General features: G+C 61.8%; 19 protein-coding genes. 12 read left to right on the top strand and 7 right to left on the bottom strand.

Annotated elements, in window-relative coordinates; all coding sequences use genetic code 11:
* Positions 1-8: 8 nt before the first annotated feature.
* The 3 genes from mltG (at position 9) to gmk (ending at position 2,945) form a co-directional block, all read left to right on the top strand.
* Positions 9-1,280 (top strand): endolytic transglycosylase MltG, encoded by a 1,272-nt coding sequence (gene mltG / locus ACR9YP_RS27525; protein WP_438108851.1) that lies wholly within the window; start codon positions 9-11, stop codon positions 1,278-1,280.
* A 114-nt stretch (positions 1,281-1,394) separates the two neighbouring features.
* A complete protein-coding gene (locus ACR9YP_RS27520) occupies positions 1,395-2,282 on the top strand; it encodes a YicC/YloC family endoribonuclease (protein WP_370985433.1) in 888 nt (295 codons plus the stop codon).
* Positions 2,283-2,285: 3 nt separating this feature from the next.
* Complete coding sequence (gmk, locus tag ACR9YP_RS27515; RefSeq protein WP_091895057.1) at positions 2,286-2,945, top strand: guanylate kinase; 660 nt, start codon at positions 2,286-2,288, stop codon at positions 2,943-2,945.
* Here gmk and ACR9YP_RS27510 read toward each other — a convergent pair.
* Together ACR9YP_RS27510 and ACR9YP_RS27505 are read right to left on the bottom strand one after the other, a co-directional pair.
* Complete coding sequence (locus ACR9YP_RS27510) at positions 2,878-4,110, bottom strand: hypothetical protein (RefSeq protein ID WP_438108849.1); 1,233 nt, start codon at positions 4,108-4,110, stop codon at positions 2,878-2,880. The genes gmk and ACR9YP_RS27510 overlap by 68 nt on opposite strands.
* Before the next feature lie 155 nt (positions 4,111-4,265).
* The gene (locus ACR9YP_RS27505) at positions 4,266-4,511 is read right to left on the bottom strand and encodes a hypothetical protein (protein WP_438108847.1); all 246 of its coding nucleotides are present in this window, start codon (positions 4,509-4,511) and stop codon (positions 4,266-4,268) included.
* Positions 4,512-5,327: 816 nt separating this feature from the next.
* Here ACR9YP_RS27505 and ACR9YP_RS27500 point away from each other — a divergent pair.
* Together ACR9YP_RS27500 and ACR9YP_RS27495 are read left to right on the top strand one after the other, a co-directional pair.
* Entirely contained in the window at positions 5,328-5,732 is a 405-nt protein-coding gene (locus ACR9YP_RS27500) for an MAPEG family protein (protein WP_128934268.1), read from the top strand.
* 203 nt (positions 5,733-5,935) lie between these two features.
* The gene (locus ACR9YP_RS27495) at positions 5,936-6,889 is read left to right on the top strand and encodes an ABC transporter substrate-binding protein (protein WP_474217606.1); all 954 of its coding nucleotides are present in this window, start codon (positions 5,936-5,938) and stop codon (positions 6,887-6,889) included.
* Between the two features lie 545 nt (positions 6,890-7,434).
* Here ACR9YP_RS27495 and ACR9YP_RS27490 read toward each other — a convergent pair.
* Entirely contained in the window at positions 7,435-7,716 is a 282-nt protein-coding gene (locus tag ACR9YP_RS27490) for a hypothetical protein (RefSeq protein WP_474217605.1), read from the bottom strand.
* Positions 7,717-7,918: 202 nt separating this feature from the next.
* On the opposite strand from ACR9YP_RS27490, the gene ACR9YP_RS27485 reads away from it, so the two are divergent.
* Positions 7,919-8,140 (top strand): hypothetical protein, encoded by a 222-nt coding sequence (locus ACR9YP_RS27485; RefSeq protein WP_474217604.1) that lies wholly within the window; start codon positions 7,919-7,921, stop codon positions 8,138-8,140.
* 2,237 nt (positions 8,141-10,377) lie between these two features.
* Here ACR9YP_RS27485 and ACR9YP_RS27480 read toward each other — a convergent pair.
* Positions 10,378-10,983 carry a YdeI/OmpD-associated family protein gene (locus ACR9YP_RS27480; RefSeq protein ID WP_438108843.1) on the bottom strand — a complete coding sequence of 202 codons (606 nt, stop codon included), beginning with the start codon at positions 10,981-10,983 and terminating at the stop codon, positions 10,378-10,380.
* A gap of 396 nt (positions 10,984-11,379) precedes the next feature.
* Here ACR9YP_RS27480 and ACR9YP_RS27475 point away from each other — a divergent pair, with 396 nt between their 5' ends.
* From ACR9YP_RS27475 to ACR9YP_RS27450, 6 genes are all read left to right on the top strand, one after another.
* Entirely contained in the window at positions 11,380-12,351 is a 972-nt protein-coding gene (locus tag ACR9YP_RS27475; RefSeq protein ID WP_438108841.1) for an ABC transporter substrate-binding protein, read from the top strand.
* A gap of 210 nt (positions 12,352-12,561) precedes the next feature.
* On the top strand, positions 12,562-13,053 hold the full coding sequence (locus ACR9YP_RS27470) for a cupin domain-containing protein (protein ID WP_438108839.1): 492 nt from the start codon (positions 12,562-12,564) through the stop codon (positions 13,051-13,053).
* Positions 13,054-13,373: 320 nt separating this feature from the next.
* Entirely contained in the window at positions 13,374-13,940 is a 567-nt protein-coding gene (locus tag ACR9YP_RS27465) for a hypothetical protein (protein WP_438108838.1), read from the top strand.
* A gap of 94 nt (positions 13,941-14,034) precedes the next feature.
* Entirely contained in the window at positions 14,035-14,724 is a 690-nt protein-coding gene (locus ACR9YP_RS27460) for a response regulator transcription factor (protein ID WP_474217603.1), read from the top strand.
* An 853-nt stretch (positions 14,725-15,577) separates the two neighbouring features.
* Positions 15,578-16,309, top strand: coding sequence for a Crp/Fnr family transcriptional regulator (locus ACR9YP_RS27455; protein ID WP_438108837.1), 732 nt, complete (start codon positions 15,578-15,580; stop codon positions 16,307-16,309).
* Between the two features lie 86 nt (positions 16,310-16,395).
* Entirely contained in the window at positions 16,396-16,623 is a 228-nt protein-coding gene (locus ACR9YP_RS27450; protein ID WP_438108835.1) for a hypothetical protein, read from the top strand.
* Between the two features lie 61 nt (positions 16,624-16,684).
* Here ACR9YP_RS27450 and ACR9YP_RS27445 read toward each other — a convergent pair whose 3' ends face one another.
* From ACR9YP_RS27445 to ACR9YP_RS27435, 3 genes are all read right to left on the bottom strand, one after another.
* On the bottom strand, positions 16,685-16,873 hold the full coding sequence (locus ACR9YP_RS27445; protein ID WP_091892838.1) for a hypothetical protein: 189 nt from the start codon (positions 16,871-16,873) through the stop codon (positions 16,685-16,687).
* 3 nt (positions 16,874-16,876) lie between these two features.
* Positions 16,877-17,068: a hypothetical protein gene (locus ACR9YP_RS27440; RefSeq protein WP_128934261.1), complete on the bottom strand. Its 192-nt coding sequence runs from the start codon at positions 17,066-17,068 to the stop codon at positions 16,877-16,879.
* A gap of 235 nt (positions 17,069-17,303) precedes the next feature.
* Positions 17,304-17,540: a hypothetical protein gene (locus ACR9YP_RS27435; protein ID WP_438108833.1), complete on the bottom strand. Its 237-nt coding sequence runs from the start codon at positions 17,538-17,540 to the stop codon at positions 17,304-17,306.
* Positions 17,541-17,635 lie beyond the last annotated feature (95 nt).

The raw sequence follows: 17,635 nt of genomic DNA, 5'->3' as shown, positions 1-17,635 counted from the left end.
TTGCTTCGATGAGTGAAAGGCCGCCCATTTCGCCCCGGAGTCCGCGGGCAGCGCTCGAGCCCGAGCAGGTCCCGCCGCCGCCGAAGCGATCGGAACGCGCGCGCAATCCCTTCGTGGTGGTCGGCAACGCCATCATCACCCTGGTGTTGATTGCCATGCTCGGCGCCGGCGGGGTCTATTATTACGGCCGGCAGGTGTTGGAAGCACCCGGGCCGCTTAGGGAAGACAAGATCGTCAACATCCCGCAGCGCGCGGGCAAGCGCGACATCGCCGAGACGTTGAACCGGGAAGGCGTCACCGACATCAATCCGTGGGTGTTCATCGCCAGCGTCGCCGCGCTGAAGGCGAGTTCGGACCTCAAGCCCGGTGAGTATTCGTTCCAGAAGAACGCCTCCTTGCGCGACGTCATCGCCACCATCGTCGAGGGCAAGGTGGTGCAGCATGCCGTGACGATCCCGGAAGGCCTGACCTCCGAGCAGATCGTGGCGCGGCTGTCCGACAACGACATCTTCACCGGCAGCGTGCGCGAGCTGCCGCGCGAGGGCACGTTGTTGCCGGAGACCTACAAGTTCCCGCGCGGCACCACGCGCGAGCAGGTGATCCAGCGCATGCAGCAGGCGCACAAGCGCGTGCTGGCCGAGATCTGGGAGCGCCGTAGCCAGGACATTCCGGTGAAGACGCCGGAGCAGCTGGTGACGCTGGCGTCCATCGTCGAAAAGGAGACCGGCAAGCCGGACGAGCGCAGCCGCGTCGCTGCCGTGTTCGTCAACCGCCTGAAGCAGAGGATCAAGCTGCAGTCCGATCCCACGATCATCTATGGCCTCGTCGGCGGCAAGGGCACGCTGGGCCGTCCGATCAAGCGCAGCGAGATCACGCAGCCATCGCCCTACAACACCTATGTGATCGAGGGCCTGCCGCCGGGGCCGATCTCCAATCCGGGCCGCGCCTCGCTCGAGGCCGCCGCCAACCCGGCCCGCACCCGCGATCTCTATTTCGTCGCCGACGGCACCGGCGGGCATGCTTTCACCGAGACCTACGACGCGCACCAGAAGAACGTCGCGAAACTCCGCGCGATGGAGAAGCAGATCCAGAACGACACGGTCGAGCCGGCCGAGGACGCGCAGCCGCCGGCTGCTGCTGCGCCGGCCGCCACCGATCCGCCGACCGCGACCACGCCGGCGCGGCCCAACCAGCAGAAAAAGCAACCATCACGGCCCGCTGGTCCCGCGCCGGCCCGGCAGGGCGCGGTGCAGTCCTTGCCGCCGGTGGTCCAGCGCTAGGTTGGCGCAGACCTGCCCGCGGACATTGCGGATTCCACTTTCCGGCAAAATAGTCTTAAGATTCGCGTGGCTTGATGGCCTCGCGAATCCCGTGTTTCTGGAGAATTTCAACCGATGGCGCTGTCGTCCATGACCGGCTTTGCCCGAAGCCACGGCGCGAGCGGGCCGTACACGTTCGAATGGGAATTGAAGTCGGTCAACGCCAAGGGCTTTGACCTCAGGGTGCGGCTGCCGCAGGGGTTCGACGAGCTCGAGGCCCACGCCAAGAAGCGCGCCGGTGAGCTGCTCGCGCGCGGCACCGTCTACGCCAATCTCAACGTCAAGCGCACCAATGCCGCCGCCACGGTCCGCGTCAACGAGGACGTGCTCAACGCCGTGCTGAAGGCGGCCGCACTGATCTCCGGCAAGGTCGACGCGGTCGCGCCGAGCATCGATGGCCTACTCGCCATCAAGGGCGTCGTCGAGGTCGCCGAACCCGAGGGCGACGAAGAGGAGGACAAGGCCGCGCGCGCCGCCGCAGTGGAGGCGTTCGACAAAGCGCTCGCCGATCTCGTCGAGATGCGCAAGCGCGAGGGCACCTCGCTGGGGCAGATCCTGACCCAGCGGGTCGACGAGATCGAACAGTTGGCGAAGAAAGCCGAGGCTGCGCCCGGCCGCAAACCGGAGGCGATCAAGGCGAAGCTCACTGAGCAGATCGCTAGCCTGCTCGACACCTCCGATCGTTTCGATGCCGACCGCCTGATGCAGGAGGCGATCCTGATCGCAACCAAGGCCGACATCCGCGAGGAGCTCGACCGCATCGCCTCGCACATTGCGCAGGCGCGTGAGCTGATCGGCAAGGGCGGCCCGATCGGCCGCAAGCTCGATTTCCTGGCGCAGGAGTTTCACCGCGAGGTCAACACCTGCTGCTCGAAGTCGAACGACATCGAGCTCACCAATACGGGACTCGCCATGAAGAACGTGGTCGAGCAGTTCCGCGAGCAGGTCCAAAATCTGGAGTGATCGATGACGACGGGCGGTCACGGAACTGACGGTGTCGAGCGCCGCGGATTGATGTTCGTTTTGTCTTCGCCCTCGGGCGCGGGCAAGACGACGCTGTCGCGTCTCTTGATCGAGCGAATGCCCGGCTTGAAAATGTCGGTCTCGGCGACCACGCGCGAGATGCGGCCCGGCGAGGTCAACGGCAAGGATTATTCGTTCGTCGACAAGCCGACGTTCGAAGCGATGGTGAAGGCCGGCGAGCTCCTGGAATGGGCGACGGTGTTCGACAATAGTTACGGTACGCCGCGCGGCCCGGTCGAGGCGGCGCTCTCGGCGGGGCAGGACGTGCTGTTCGACATCGACTGGCAGGGCACGCAGCAGCTACGCGAAAAGGCGCGCGCCGACGTCGTCAGCGTCTTCATCCTGCCGCCCTCGGCGGCCGATCTCGAAAAGCGCCTGCACTCGCGCGCGCAGGATTCCGACGCGGTGATCCGCAAGCGGATGAGCCGCGCCAGCCACGAGATGAGCCACTGGGCCGAGTACGACTACATCGTCATCAACCACGACGTCGACCAGGCCTTCGCCGAGGTACAGTCGATCCTGAAGGCCGAACGTCTCAAGCGCGAGCGGCGGATTGGCCTCGTAGGCTTCGTGCGAACTTTGCAAGGTCAGCTTCAAGGTTAGGCCGCGACAGGCGCGGCCCTTCCTTCGCCAACTGTTCCAGCATGGTCGTGATGACGTCGACGTCGACCGCATCCTGGTCGCGGCCTGCCGGCGCCTCATCGCGATCCTCGCCAATCTCGTTGGTGACTAGCTTGGGCGCAGCAGCCCGATCGAACAACTTGATCTCGACCTCGGCCGGCTTGATCTCGTCGGGTTCTGCGGCAGGGACCGCAGCGCGCCGCTTGCGCGCGTCGATCAGATCGATCTCGCGGCCAATCGCGGCGAGTTTTGTCACTTGTTTTGCCGCTTGCGGACGTGCGGCATCGAAGTCGATCGGATGCGCCGGCTGCGCGCGCGGCGCAACGGCCGGCGTTGCATCGCGCCAGGGCGCGCGGCTTGCGTGCTGGTTCTGCGTCTCCCAATCGTTCCAATAGCCGTGACGCTCGGCGGACTGGACGCGGACGCGCGTGCGCGCGCCGGCGAAGCGGTAAATGAGGCTGGCGAGGATACCGGCGAGCGCCAGCGCACCGCCGATCACGAGCATCAACATCTGGACCGAGCCGGCCGGTTTGTCGGCGCTGCTGTCTGCCACGGCGAGCGCCGCCGGGGCAGGGGATTTTGACGGCTTTGCGCTCGGCTGCGCGGCTGCCGCAACCGCGGCAGGCGCCGGCTGTGGCGCGGGCGGCGCGGACGCCGTGGAGACATCGGGCCAGGGCGTGTCGCCCGCGGATTGTTGCGCGTTGCTGTCAGCGGTCTGGTCCGCAGATGGTTGCGCCGGGGTCGCGGCTGCGGCCTGCGCAACTGCGTTTGGTGTTTGGGGGGCGATACCGCTCCGCGCTGTCAGATATTCGGCGCGCGCATCCTGCACCGGGTGCTGTTGCTGCTGCGGCGCCGGCGCCTGCGCCGTCGGCGTATCGCTCGTGGCCTGCGCGCTCTGCACGGACTTCGCGCTGTCCTTGTCGCCGGCGGCGCGCAGATACCAGCATTGCCGCTTGGTCCCGCGTTCGACGCGATAGTACCAGTGCTGCCCCTGCGGCGCGACGCCCTTCGGCGAGGCGAGGCAGTCGGTGGCCGCGTTGGCCGTGCTCGGTGCGGTCTGCGCGTTCTGCGACACGGCGGCCAATGGCGCGCCAGCAATGATGCTGCCGACTAGCGCGGATATGAACTTTGCGGTGCGGTTGCCCATCCTGGTCTCCCGGTTACGCATGACGCAACTCTTAACCACCCCTTTGTCATCAAAGACTTGGGTGGCAATGAGCCGCAAATCCGGAGAGGATGTGGCTTGAATCGGGCCTGCGGCGCGTTGGTTCCGCGGCGAAATCGGGCCTTTTCACGTCGTTACTATTTCGCCGAACTCCAGGTTCCGCCGCAGCCATCGGAGCGGCGCCAGGTTCCGGAACCGCTGCGGCCCCCGAGACGGCCGGAGCCTGTGAAGGTCACGCCCTCGCCTTGACCGACCGTTCTGACTGCGCCGTTCGGGCTGACGGTACCGGTGACGCCTTGGCCGATGACCTTGCCCGAGGAGACGACGACCGCGCCGGACGTAGGGGCGCGCGCGAAAAGCAGTGCGACAGTCGGTAAGATCACGGGCCTGCGCACCGAGGCCGAAGGGGCATACCTCTGCGCTCCCGCGGCGCGTTTCGCCCGAGTCTTGCTTTGATCTCATCGCCCTTTGGAAGCCGAAGGGCGCAGGGAAGGCCGGGCGCCGGCGGCACCCGCATGTCCGTGCGCCACGAAGAGTGCACACGGGGTGGACCACGGGTTGGCCGAACGCCCGGCCTTCCCTGCGCGGATGGTTTTAACGGTGTCCTTCGTGCTCTCCCCGGGGAGCGATGCACTATTGCCCCCGTCGTCTTGCAGATGGCTGATGCGCGCGCCCGGTCGGGCCGCCACATCACCGCAAGCCTTGACGCACAGACCCCGGGCGTCAGGACCACACGACTTCTCCGTCCGCGGACGGTCCCGCCTGAATGCCTGGAGGCTTGCGTGTGCTCGCCCCCGGCATCAACGAGACCGCTGTTACGGCGCCGTGTCGTACCGCGCCAGCGTGACGACTCACGGTTGCCCGCCCCGTCATCCCGCTGATCCGCGCCGGCGCTGCCGCGTCCACCGCCACCCAGCCCGCGTCGCGTGACGGTCGCGAACGCCCCTTTGGCAGGGCCGGGATGCGTGGTGTATGCCATAAATCCGAAATTCGGAAAAGTGAAATATTTTCGCGGCGAGGCCTTGACGGGGTGTGTTGCCCGACGCCTCCCGGGGGCCACCATCAACTCCATCCGTCGTTCCGGATTTCGTGACTTTGTCAGCAGGTGGATCCGAAGCGGACAGCAGGAGAGGAGTCCTGTTTGTCTTGTTCGGACAGGATCGGCTACAAATGAACAACAGGAATGACTGGGAGGAGACATGTCCAACACGGGCTACGCACTGGCAGGCTTCGTCTCGTGGGCGCTGCTTCTGCTGGTCGTGATGGAAACCATCCGAACGTATCTCGTCGTGACTGGAAAGGTTGCGGCCAACGCCTTCACGCCGGATAACTCCGGACTATCGCCCTTCATGCAGCGCCTCGCACGGGCTCACGCGAATTGCATCGAAGGTCTACCGATTTTCGGCGGCTTGTTGGCGATTGCGATCATGGTGTCAAGAACGGATGTTACAGACCCTCTAGCGTTTTGGTTTCTCGGCGCAAGGATTGTGCAGTCGATTATCCATCTCGCGTCGAACAGTCCGATAGCAGTAAGTCTCCGCTTCACCGCGTTCGCGGTCCAGATGGCGATAGGTATCTATTGGTCATGGAAGCTGATGGTCTAGGGACTGGATCGCGCTCGGCATGTCCCAGCCGTTGAGGCCAGACCGGACGTGCCGAGAACGCGCCCCAATCGACGCGATTGACCCATCTGCGACATAGGCAGCATCGAAATCCGCAGCGCAGCAGTCTCCTGCTGTTGCCGAGGTGTGTTATGCTTCCAGTCGGAAGCACGGAGGGACCGGGAGTGAACCGGCGCTCATGCATCATGCTGCTCGGCGGCGCGGCGGCTTGGCCGCTCGCAGCGCGTGCGCAGCGAGGCGGGAAGGTCTATCGCGTCGGGATTCTGGAGCCAATACCGGCGGCACGGAACGCCGCCAACCTCGAGGCTCTGCGCAAAGGTCTGCGCGATTTCGGTTACTTCGAAGGAAGCAACTTGATCATCGAGTATCGGTCGGCCGACGGTCGGGGCGAGCGGTTTCCGGATCTCGCATCCGAATTGGTTGGCCTCAAAGTCGACCTGATCCTGGCGAGAGGCACTCCTGCCACCACGGCGGTTCAGAACGCGACCGGAACGATTCCAGTAGTCATGATGACAATGGGCGGCCCCGGTGCGATCGTAGCGAGCTTCGCGCGGCCGACCGGCAACATCACGGGGGTGATTACTTTCAGCACCGAACTGACAGCGAAACGGGTTCAGGTTCTCAAAGAACTGGTTCCTGGCCTCACGCGAGTTGGGTTGCTTCACAACATGGGCAATCCAGCTGTCCCAGCCGAATGGGAGGAGACAAAGATAGCGGCACGCTTGCTGGGTCTCGAGGCTGAGCTTCTTGACGTGCGGAGCGAGGGTGACCTGAGCCACGCATTCGAACTGGTGATGCGACGGCATATCGACGGCCTCGTCGTTGGGGCAGACGGTCTCACCCAAATGCATCAACAAATGATCGTTGAATGGGTAGCCCGCAACCGTGTGCCCACCGTCTTCCCAGCCCGCGAGTTCGTCGAAGCCGGGGGACTGATCGCCTACGCCGTAAACTATCCTGACCTCTATTTCCAGCTCGCAGCCTTCATCGACAAGATCTTCAACGGCGCAAAGCCAGGCGATTTGCCGGTGCAACAGCCTACCAAGTTCGAGTTGGCGATCAATCTTAGGACCGCAAGCGCGCTCGGCCTCGAAGTCCCGCCGACGCTGCTCGCCGGGGCCGACAAGGTGATCGAATAGAGGACCTGCTTGCTGCGCGCATTAGTCGGGAGTGGCCCGACTCGGACCTTCCGTGAGGTCCGGTATTGCGCGGCTATCAGGGGCACAGCGGACGGTCACACGCGCCCGATTCCGGCGCGGCGTATGAGCACACTCCCTAGAGCAGCCTCGCCCCGCAAACCCGGTTTACCGCGATTTACGCAAGCGGCTCGGCCCGGAAGTAGCCGGCGGCCGAAAAACTCACCAGTGGCCGTTTACGGCCCAGGCCGTTGGAGGTCCGCCTCACGGAACGACAGGTCCGAGAGCCTTGATACCCTTACGCCATCGGCGCCGATGCCGTGCTGTCGCACCACTGCCTCGCGGTCCCGGGCATAAGCGTCGCGGAGCATGATCAGAAACCGAGCCCGATCAGCTCGCGAAAGCGCTCGCCATGCCTGCCACACCTGATCAAGATTGGTCATTGCCTGGGTCTATCTTGCGGATTCCGCTAGATAAGCCCGCCAAGCGAAATGGCAAACCGAAAATCGCAAATATACGAAAGGGGCGCGGTCGCGCGTCCCCGCGCCTCAAGGCCCGTTTCGAAGGACCCGCCAAAGCGCCGACACAAATTTCGAGAGTAGCCGGGATGGCGCATCGTCCTGGCGATCCGGCGCGGCCGACGGAGCGCCGCCATCCAACTCGGTCAGCCGCTCCACCATGCCTTGCAGTCGCAATGGTAGCGGAGTGAGATCGTCCGTGAGGGTGCCGCGAAGTCGCTCGCCAATCTCGTTGCAGATCGCCCGGCGATGCTCCGGATGATCTAAACCTGGCGGATGGACCACGGGCGCGGTCGAAGGGGTATCTGCCATGGCTGCCACCGTTGGCCTTGACGTGCACCGCCTCCTTGCCGTGCACGGATGATCCTGCCGCCACCGTAGTAACGTGCGACATGCCACCTTGATCCCGGCTTTGCACCGATACCGGTGCTCTGAGCGTCCGAAGTTCTCCGTTCGCCAACAACCGGGTTTCCCATGTTATCCTGCCTTCCCGCGTGGGCTTGGAGGCAAAGAAATGTCTACTTACCTGCGATTACAAACCGCCAATTTAAAGCCGGAAATGGTCAGCCGTATCACAGCAGCCTACCAGCAGGCGCTCCATACGCTTTGCGTCAAGGATCGCGACGATCCGCTCACGGAAATGGTCGCAAGCAAGATCATCAGGATCGCCCAAACGGAGGTTCTCGCGCCGGCAGAAATTGCGGCTTTGGCGATCAAGGAACTCGAAACGCGTTAGGCATCTTGTACCTAACGCCCTAGAACCCGAAACATTTCCGACATCGGGAGGTTGGCTATTGGGCTTCGGGGCTTCGCAATATGCGAGGCACGCCATGACCTCTTTACCGCCGGGCGAAGCAATTCTCACAGTCGCCATCATGGGCCTCACTGTCCTAATCGAGATTGCGCTTTTCGCCTCGATCGGAATGTTCTGAGAGACCCGCGTATGGCGCTTCGGCCGGAGCACCCCTCAATTCCGGCCGAGCTTTTTTGCCGTTCTCCGCAACCATCGACCTGCCAACGGAACTAATTTTCAGCAAACACAATTGTCTCGTCGTCAGCGATGGAGGATCATCGCCATGAGGATCGAATATCTCTCTGCGATTGTGATAGCTGTTCTTGCCGCTGGTACCGGGCTGGCCGTCAACTCTCTCGGCTCGCTGCCTACCGAAAAGCAGTCCACGGCGAATATGCAAGTGGCAGACCGACTAGCCGCCTCGGTCGATCCATTCTTGCTTCGGTCTGGTGGCTAACAGACGACGTTGCAGCCAACGGTGCTTGCATCCACTGGTAAGTTGTTTCGCGCTGTAGTTGGAAATTTATTCGCAGCGCAGCGCTCTTAAGTTGTTTGACGAAGTTCTGTTGAAACAGAAGGCTGCTATAGTCTATTTTAGGTAATCAGCCCTGTTCCTTTTTGCACCGACAAGCCAGCCAATCGTTCTTTGAGTTTTTTGAATTGGCTCAGCCTGTAAATGGGCTCACATCGGACAGCCATCGCCGGGGCTACGATTATCCGAAATCCGTGTTGGAAATCTAGTGGTGCTCTAACGATGGGGGTATCCATGCCCGCCATATTCGACCTGCTTTACCGCGAATACTGCCGCGCCCGCCTAGCTGAAATGCGGAATCAGCTTCTGATCTCGCGTGAAACGTTGATCACAGTAGCGTTGGTAGGACGGACACGCAGCACGAATTCAGCTACGGCGCGCCGAATTGAAGCGGCCGCAAGACATGGGGCTCTCGTCGACGAGGCGCAATAACGAACCAAGCGGCGATGGCTCGGGATACCCATTTGCGTACGAACTAAGATTGTAACTGCGCAGTTATTTCATCTCGGTTGTGAGGGCTCAACTCATGACGAAACACTTTTCGAAGCGCATTATGATCGATGTGCTTGTAGTCGCCATATCTTTGATGACAATCACGATTGCAGCGACATCGTTGGGCGAGCCCATTGTTGCAGGGATTGCTGCTTCTGTTCCGGGCCCATTCCATCTTGCGACGGAAAGGACACTTGCAGGTGCCGGGCCGAGCAAACCGACGCTCGCCCGCGCGCCAACGGGTTGTCGGCTTCGATCTGCTCCTCTGCAATGGAAGGTGGACTGGCTTTTCGGGCCGCCTGTGGCTCCCTTACGATGAATCCCCGCCCAGGGCCGCCGACCGCTGCCCTTGAGGCTTAACGGAAAGGGTAAGCCGACGATTTGCTCGCGTTCGCCGCGCCGTCGTCCTCGGCTATGTCGAAGATCTTGACTGCCTGTGAAGTAGCTTACATCCCTTCGCTCGCGGCGCGCGCTAATGTGAAGAAAGGTTCTTACCTTGACGGAGACCTCCAATGCTTGCAGCAATCAAATGGAACTCCCGACATAGTGCTCGCGAATGGGTAATGATGGCTGTGGCGCTTGTCGTCCGCACACAGGCAAACCGGCAGAACGGCGAAAGGAAGCAAAAGCAGCCACTCTGGAAGCAGTTCGACGACACCCATCATTGGGACTCAACCGCGGAGGAATGGGTCCCCAACCCAGACCGACCGACTTCCTAAATACCTGCGAACGACGGGGGTGTCGGACAGGGCGATGGAATTTCTGTCAGCAAGACTGGCGGGATATCCAATCGGCGAGTCCAACGATTGGGGACCGACTGCTTGCCAGTCTGATCGGACGAGTGGCTTACCTACCCCATCCACGCGTGCATCGCATGGTCGGTCCCGACGAATCCTTTGGCTTGGCCTCCCAGCTATTGCTTTGAGCCCGGCTGCGGTTCCCGTCGCGTTCTGCAGTGGCGTTACCCTGTCCTAGCCAACATGATCCACGAACGGTTGATGTCGGATAATGGCCCCGTGGCCGCTCAATCAGACGCCGCGATGTCTGCCTCTGGGAGATGAGCCGACCGTCTCCGGTAAGCTCCCGAGGGCGGCCTTTGACCCCGAGCGGACCTCCGCCAACCTCCAATGCGTTCATTCTCCGCTCCGCTGCTCGGTCAGGCCCTTGGAGCCCCCTTACTTTTGGTTGGATGAATAGTTTCGCCCCGGGCGAGCATTTCTACAAACTCGCGAATTCGCTTATTCCGCGTTTCGGGGCGCTTGGCATCGTTCACGCGATAGACGAAGGCGAACCTGTTGGCACGGTCGAGCGTCGCAAACGCGCGTTCTGCTTCCGAATTTGCAGCCAGCGCAGCCAGGAAATCGGACGGAGGTTCGGCTTTGCCCTGGGATTGATACGCCGCGCTCCAGCGACCATCGGCCTTGGCTTTCTGGACCTCGCTCAACCCGGCAGATTGCATGCGCCCTTCGCGAATAAGACGCTCCGCCGTATCCCGATTGATTGCGGACCATCGGCTCGCACTTCGCCGCGGCGTCATTCTCACTAAATAGTAATGCTCATCAAACTTCCCAAGCTGACCATCGATCCATCCGTGACATAAAGCGGCTTCGATGGCCTGCGCCTTGGTGATGGTTGCTTCTGGTGCGCCGGCTTTAGCGAGCTTAAGCCAAAAGCCGCTCTCGCTTCCCTCGTGTGCAGACAGATAGGCTTCGATGGATGGCAGGTCCGCAAATGATATGATCGGACCCTTTACATTGGTCATGCATCCTCCTCGCATGGACGGTTAAACGATTCCCTATGGATACGGGCCGTTCCGCGCTTGTATAGCCGGCATGCGGACTAGCCACTAACACCAGATTGAAGTTGCGAAGCCGCCTCCGGGTGGCCTTTGATTTTGCAATAAGTGCTGACGGTTGATGTCCGATTCTGGCCCGATGCTGCCTGGCTCGAAGCCCGTGCAAACCTCGGCTGACGAACGTAGACCGGATGCGGCTTTCAGGAAGGCAGACCGCCGACTTTGATCCATCTCGGACATTGGGACGCAGCTTCGGAGATCCGATTATTTGCTCATTCTCACTCGCTGTCTCGCCGCAAAGTGCTAGGCTTTGGACATGGACGGGCGTTTCCTCCGTGGTGCTCAATGAGACGGCGCGAGTTCATGGGGCTGATCGGCGGCGCGGCAGCGACGTGGCCGCTCGGCGCGCATGCGCAGCAACCGGCAAGGTCGGTCTACCGGGTAGGGTATCTCGCGAGCGCGTCGCGGGAGCAAACACTTCGCAATGTTAGAGCCTTCGAAGAGGGCCTGCGGAGCCTTGGCTACCGCGTCGGCGAGAATGTCGTCATCGAGTACCGCTTTGCCGACGGAGACATGGGGCGGCTGGCGGCGCTTGCCACAGAGGTGGCCGGGCTCGGCGTGGACGTCATCGTTTCCGGAACCAATGCGACCACGGTTGCCGCCATGAAGGCGACCCGGGCGATTCCGATCGTGATGGCCAACAGTGCCGAGCCGGTCAGTGCCGGACTTGTTGCCAGTCTGGCGCGCCCGGGTGGCAACGTCACCGGGTTCAGCTCGGAGCCCGGCGATGAGATCAACGGCAAGCGGCTCGAATTTCTGAAGGACATTCTGCCGAACCTCTCGCGTGTTGGCATTCTGTGGAATCCGGACTTTGCGCCCAATCAGGACCGGCTGACGTCGCTGCGGGAAGCTGCCCAAGCGCTGGCGTTGACTCTTGTCCCGGCCGAGGCGGGCGGGCCGGACATACTTGAACAAGCGTTTGCGACAATGGTGAGAGAACGCGCGCAGGTGCTTCTCGTGCTGAGCGATGGGGTGCTGTTCAACCACCGCGGCCTGATTGGCGTCATGGCCGTCAGAAATCGGCTGCCTGCAATCTCTGCCGTGAGAGAATACGCCGAAGCGGGCTTCCTCTTGAGCTACGGGATTGACTTGCCAGATCAGTTTCGCCGGTCTGCGACCTTTGTCGACAAGATTTTTAGGGGTGCGAAACCTGGCGACCTGCCAGTCGAACGGCCGACCAAGTACGAACTTGTCATAAACCTCCAGACCGCCAAAGCACTCGGCATCAACATGCCACCGACCGTGCTGACGTGGGCCGATGTAGTGATCGAATAGACACTATGACGTCGCTTATTGGCCCCTCGGCCGAACTGCTTATAAGCCGCCGCAACGCCGGTCTCGGAGGAGAACCGGACTTGACGAGCTGTGCGGTCGGACCGCTGTTTGTGACCCAAAGCCGTCTTGGCCATGGGCGTCGCTCGTGGTGCAGCGTTCTGCTATTGTAGCTTTTCCTCATTGTTGAATGTCGGCCAATGGAGCACGCGAATGCCAAACAGCGAGGAGATCGAGGCGAAGTCGAACAACCCGCTGACGCAGGGCTATGTGCTTGGTGCCAGCGAGGGTGAACACCTGATCCATTTTCGTGATGGCGGCAACATCTTCATCATGGTCGACCCCGTAACGGGATCCAACAATTTCGGCCTTGGCACGCAGCAGTTACCCAAGGGTTCAGGCATTCCAGTTCCCCGACACCTCGACAGGGACGAAGCCTTCTACGTTCTGGAAGGCAGTGGCACGGTTACACTCAATGATGTGAGTCACTCTTGCGAAAGAGGTGGAACGATTTTCATACCCAAGAACACGTGGCATGGCTTCAGTAGTCCAGATCAGCAACTGGTTCTGCTGTGGGTCATGGTGCCCCCAGGTCTCGACGGTTTCTTTCGCGAAACCTGCAGCCGACCCGGCGAACCTCGAAAGGAATTGACGCGGGAGCAGATCAACGCGATTGCTCTCAAATATGGGCAAGAATTCAGGTAGGCGGGCTCAAACATTTACTCACAGGAGCTAAGACGCCCCTAGCCGACGTGCCTATTTTGTTTGGCTGATCATTTCAGGTGGAGATCTGACTAAGCGCGGATGGGTCGGCGAAGTTGCCTTTTGACCCCTTGGCGGACATGGGTTCAAACCAGCGATTGCCACTAACCGGGGCCAATTTTATCCTCGTTAGTAACACTAACTTGGGTGTCAGAATCTGTCACATTAGTCATTGGACTTTTCAGAAATAATTTCGGCCCCTCATTGTTGTTCTTCCTGCGACAGGCGTTCTCGCTGTCGCGTCAACAACGGAGGATTCTTCGATGAGCAACAAGTTGTTTGGTTACCTCATCGCAGGTGCGCTCGCCTCCGCGCTCGCCATTGCCTCGCCGGCCCTCGCCCAGCGCGGCGGTGGTGGCGGTGGCGGGCATGGCATCGGCGGCGGTGGCGGCTTCGGTGGCGGGCATGCTATCGGCGGCGGTGGCGGCTTCGGTGGCGGGCGTGCTATCGGCGGCGGCGGCGGCTTCGGTGGTGGGCGTGCTATCGGTGGTGGCTTCGGCGGCGCCCGCTTCGGCGGCGCGGGCCTAGGCCCGCGCACCGGACCCATGATAGGCCCGCATTTCGGCGGCGCCCGCTTCGCGGGTACGGGCCTAGGCCCGCGCACCGGACCCATGATCGGTCCGCATTTCGGCGGCGCCCGCTTCTTTGCGTCGCGTGCTGCGTTCACGCCTCGCTTCCATCACCGCTTCTTCCATCATCGCTTCCACCGCTTTGCGTTCATCGGCGTGCCTTTCGCCTACGCCGCCTATAACTATGACGATTGCTGGCGCAGAGTGTGGACGCGATATGGACTGCAGTGGATCAACGTCTGCTACGACTACGGCTACTAAACGCTGGCGAACCCACATCATTGTGATGATCGCCACTGGGTACTTTCTGGCGCAGAGAAGCTGAATAGGCTGGGGCGATCGTCGGAGAACGGCCATGACGGGTGGCTACCGCCGCATTCTGGTCGTCGAGGATGATCCGGAAACCGCCGGTGAGCTCAAGGACCAGCTCACGATCAGCGGATACCAGGTGGATTTGGCTTCCAGCGGCAGCGAAGCGCTGAGCCACGGTGCGGCACACAACTATGCCGTGATCACGATCGACCGCATGCTTCCCGACATCGATGGCATTGCGGTGATGTGCCAGTTGCGCGACGGTGGCGTTGCCGCGCCCTTCCTGATCATCAGCGCGCTCGGAGAAGTCGACGACAAGGTTCGTGGCTTGCGGGCCGGCGGCGACGACTATCTGGTCAAGCCTTTCTCCTTCCTCGAGCTGTTGGCGCGACTGGAAGCGCTTGGCCGGCGCAGCGACGCCATCGCCGAGGAGGCGATCCTGCGCGTCGGCGATCTCACAATCGACCTGATCTCGCGGACCGTCAGCCGGCGCGGCAAGGAGATTCTCCTTCTGCCCAAGGAATTCCAGATTCTGGAATATCTGGTGCGCAACGAAGACCGCATCGTGTCGCGGGCGATGGTGCTGCAGCACGTCTGGGATCTTCATTTGGATCCATCGAATATCATTGATGTCTATGTCGGACGGTTGCGCCGCAAGGTGGACGACCAGCAAGCCTATCCGCTGATCCATACGATTCGCGGTGTCGGATACTGTCTCCGTGCTCCTAGCTAAGACGCTCAGCTCAACAACTTTCAGGCAGGCGCTGATCGCGATCGGCGAGAGATTGAGGTCCGGGTGCCTCCACCCCTGCTCGCCAGCGCCGACGAGCTGATCGAATAGAACGTAGTTTGCTGCGATGCATGAGTCCGGAAGTGGCCCCTTAGCTGAGATCGCTGCGGCTAGGCTTGAAGTCAGCTTGTGACCTGCGAGCAGACTTCGTCTAGCCCGTAGGATGGTTTTGAACGCTTGCGAAACCACGCCGTGGCGCCATTCCAGTTCTGGGCCTGCGCCGGTGTCGTTGCCGCCCATGTCAATGTCGCCAGGGACAGCGCCAGCGCGGCCAATGACGTGATGCTGAGTCGACCGCGTTTCGCGCTTCGGCTCAGAGCCCTCGCTTCTTGCGACATTCCCAGTGCCCCTCTTGGCCGGGCACCGAGCGTCGCAAACGACATCTCACCAGCCTTCCACGAACGCGAGCAATGCGGGCAATTAGCATCAGCCCGGGTTGCATCCCCCTCAGCAATGGAACCACCATCACTGCGGGCGGGAACTTGTCAATGTTTCTCACCGGTAACCGACCGGAAATTTAGCTGACGACGCTCAGGTGAGACAGTCGGGCGCAAAATCTGCAAGTATCTGCACAGCTCGCTTTGCTCCGACGCGAACAGGCGGCGGATGCGCTCCAGGATCGTGGTAGGGCTCATGAGAAGGTCGGCTCAGTTCGCTGAGTGATGGAGGGGAGGAAGCGATCGATCCGGTGCCGTCGCAAACCGGTTAGCAACCTGTGCTTCCGAATTGCGTTCTAGTCCGCTGAATACAGCCCAGATGTATCATTTGATCGAACCGGTGCGATTTTGGCGGCCGCATGGATAAAGCCCACGACGTGCTGATCCGGAACCTGTGGGAGCACACCGCGCTGGCGGAGGAGGATGTCGCCGAAATCCGGGCGCTCACCTTCACGGTTCGTGACTTTGCGCCGAACGAGGATTTCATCCGTCAAGGCGACGAATCTGAACATTCGGCGCTGGTCGTCTCCGGCATGGTCACCCGCTACCATCTGCTCGGCAACGGGCGGCGGCAATATCTCGCGTTCCATCTCACCGGCGATCTTCCGGACGCGCAGGGCCTGTTCATCGATGAGATGGATCATGGGCTGAGCGCGCTGGGACCGGTTTCGGTCGCCTTCATCCCGCATCGCGAGTTGTTCGCCGCCTTCCGACGGCGGCCCACTTTCGGGTTTGCCGTCTGGCGCGAGACGCTGCTCGATGCCGCGATCTTTCGCGAGGCCATCACCAACAACAGCGCCCGTCCCATGCAGGCGCGCATGGCGCACCTGTTCTGCGAGCTGTTCTATCGCGCCCGCGCCGCGCAGCTGGTCCGCGGCAATCGCTGCCGGATGCCGATCAGCCTGGCCCAGCTTGGCGAGACGCTGGGCATGGCGATTGCGACCGTGAACCGAACGCTTGCCGATCTCAGGCGGAGCGAAGCCATGGATCTGCGCGACGGTGAGCTGATCGTGCTGAAATGGCGCGAATTGCAGCGGCTCGGGGATTTCAGTCCGGCGTATCTGCACCTGAAGCGTCAATCGGCATCGTGACGGCGTGTGCGCCAGTGCGAGGTCCAGCTCGAGCTGGGGAACAACTCTCTCCCGGGCACGTCATTCATGAAACGAGGGAGATGCCCATGAAAGCTCTCATCGCAGCGATCGCGTTTGCCGCCATGACCGGGTCCGCGATTGCCCAGAATACTGGGCCCGCTCCGCAGAGCGGCATGGAAAGGCCGGAGAACACCAACGGTGCCACGGAGAAGGGGGCGATGGACACCACCGGCATGAATGCAAATCAGGCAAAGCGGCCCGGCATGAAGGATATGTCCAAGGGAGAGAACAGAACCGACGGCAAGAAAAAATAACGGTGCCGGCGGCGTGGCCAACGCCATCCAAGGCGCCAGTCTTGCAATTGTATCACCTGTCTCACTCGCGCGCGCAGCAATCGACCAGCGCGCGCCAGATGCGTTCGATCTGTAATGTCCTTTGACGTTCGAAGACGGCATCGTCCTCCGCACGAGGCGGCGTTGCGGTCCGCGTGTCGCGCGGCTCAATCCAGCGCTCCGAGATGGGATCGTACCATCGGCCGGGAGTCGTCACGTCCAACACCTTCATCGTCTACCCCATGCGCCTGTTGCTGGTGTTCTGGGTGAGGTTGCCATGCGCGGCCTGCTCACGAATGTTCTGCTTCTCGTCGTCGCGGCGACCCTTGGTGGTGTCGACGGGAACTGACGGCGCGCTGCCGGCGCCCTTGGGACTCCGGTTCTGCTCGGGAACGGGGCGCACCGTTTTCGTCAACGGCTTCGTCATGCGCATCGACTCCATCGTTGCCTGATGTGAGATCAACGCAATGAACGTTCGCGACGTTCCAAATGGTGCCGTTACGTTCTAAAGCATTTTAAACGCGATAGAACTCTGTTCTCGGCCGGAGAACTACGGGCATCTGGCGCCGGCTGCGCGTGGCGGTCCGTTCAGGAGTGAACACATCTGCGACGGCGATCGGCGCCGCAGTCGCCGAGCGAAGACCATTGTCCGAGCCGTGCTTCTATCCAAGCCGTGCTTTGCGTTCGTCCGGGGCGCAGCTTCGCGCGGCGTGCTCGCGGTAGCGGGCGATCGCCCTGTTGGCGAGCATCAACGGCCGGCGCTCGCCGGTCTTGAGCTGCGCCTCGATGGCATCGAGGATGACGTTTGCGGACTCATCCGGCGGACCGAGCTCGCCGCTCTTCTCCAGGAAGCTCCAGGCAATGAAGAATGCGTTCTCGACGGTGCAGCGAATGGTCATGCGCTGCAAACGCCGTGCAGCCGCGCCCGTTCCGCGCGCCGGGTCGTGTCCCGGACCAATACGTGTCAGCGGAACCCCGGCTTACGTTGGATTTC

The sequence above is a fragment of the Bradyrhizobium sp. BR14999 genome (assembly GCF_056106085.1).
This window is presented reverse-complemented; position numbering and strand designations above follow the sequence as displayed.